The organism is Streptomyces sp. NPDC046887 (assembly GCF_040644755.1).
GTDB lineage: Bacteria > Actinomycetota > Actinomycetes > Streptomycetales > Streptomycetaceae > Streptomyces > Streptomyces lichenis.
In genome coordinates, this window is record NZ_JBEYXH010000075.1 from 1 (window position 1) to 1,607 (window position 1,607).

Annotated in this window: 1 protein-coding gene and 1 pseudogene; both read left to right on the plus strand. The window is 37.7% G+C overall.

Annotation, left to right across the window (positions count from 1 at the left end; genetic code table 11):
• Positions 1-258, plus strand: a pseudogene (locus ABZ945_RS32885) (polysaccharide deacetylase); the annotation flags it as partial.
• A gap of 605 nt (positions 259-863) precedes the next feature.
• On the plus strand, positions 864-1,544 hold the full coding sequence (locus ABZ945_RS32890; RefSeq protein ID WP_031559408.1) for an IS6-like element IS1216 family transposase: 681 nt from the start codon (positions 864-866) through the stop codon (positions 1,542-1,544).
• Positions 1,545-1,607 lie beyond the last annotated feature (63 nt).

The window sequence follows — 1,607 nt, forward strand, 5'->3', positions numbered from 1 at the left end:
GGCGCTGACATCAGCGATTGGCAACCTTATTCTGAAGCAAATCAAAAATTTGCTTACTTGAAACAACAAGGATTTGATATCTTCTGCAATGTCGATGCCTCAACTCCTGCATGGGGACAACTAGGAACTGACTACTACCACAACGCCAGAATCAATATTGACGGTATCCGTTTCGAAGCTGACCTAAAAGGAGAAAATCCAATACTTGATCAATTTATCAACGTCAAAGAAGTGTATGACCAAAAAGATCGAGGATAGAGGTTGTGAAAGAAGCGTCCAGCTCCGCCGACAATAAGTAGGAATTAACTATCTAGGAACGCATACCATGCGTAAAACAGGCGCTTATCGGGTCTATACGCAGTCAAACTATAATATTGGTTTAGTGATGCATTTATTAAACCATTCAAGTGAAGCCATGACCTTAACGTATCTTGGATTAGATCAAGCTAGTCGAGAAACGATGTTAGACCAAATTGATTTTGGGTAATGAATGTTTAGAACTTAGTAGTCGTCCAAAAACGACTACTTTTTTTGTTGAATCGTCCTTGGACGATTCAATGCTTTTGACTTGTAAGAACAGGATTGAATGAAGCCATACTGTTCGCATATTTTTAGTGGATGAACAAACAAAATACGAGAGATTTTTTGTTCGTTCATCCAAAAAGAGGGACGATTTCGGAAGAAGAAAATCGTCCCTCTTTTTCTTCTTTTTGTATGACAAAAAGAAAGATCTTTTGCCCATTTTATTTTTATAAAATGGGTAGGTGGCGTTTGCATAAAGCAAATCGAGGTTCTGTTGCAAAGTTTTAAATCTACTATCAAATAAGGTAGAATAATAGAAAAAGATAGCAGGAGGAATGACGATGAATCATTTTAAAGGAAAGCAATTTCAGCAGGATGTGATTATTGTAGCCGTGGGCTACTATCTTCGTTATAACCTTAGCTATCGTGAAGTTCAAGAAATCTTATATGATCGTGGCATTAACGTTTCTCATACGACGATTTATCGTTGGGTGCAAGAATATGGCAAACTACTCTATCAAATTTGGAAAAAGAAAAATAAAAAATCCTTTTATTCATGGAAAATGGATGAAACGTACATCAAAATTAAAGGAAAATGGCATTATTTGTATCGAGCCATCGATGCAGATGGTTTAACCTTGGATATTTGGTTACGTAAAAAACGGGACACACAAGCAGCCTATGCTTTTCTTAAGCGGTTAGTGAAGCAGTTTGATGAACCGAAGGTTGTAGTCACAGATAAAGCCCCCTCTATTACAAGTGCCTTTAAGAAACTAAAAGAATACGGCTTTTATCAAGGGACAGAACATCGTACCATTAAATACCTGAATAATTTGATTGAACAAGACCATCGTCCAGTAAAGAGACGCAATAAATTCTATCGAAGTTTACGCACTGCCTCACCCACGATTAAAGGCATGGAAGCCATTCGAGGATTATATAAGAAAACCCGAAAAGAAGGCACTCTCTTCGGCTTTTCGGTGTCTACTGAAATCAAGGTATTAATGGGAATAACAGCCTAAGATATTTGGAGTTCAGAGCGGGCGCGTTTGATTTTCAAACTTCGCAACAGAACCGTTTCTACT

Excerpts from the sequence above, each read along its gene's own strand:
- ABZ945_RS32890 (WP_031559408.1), top strand. The coding sequence starts at position 864 with ATGAATCATTTTAAAGGAAAGCAATTTCAGCAGGATGTGATTATTGTA.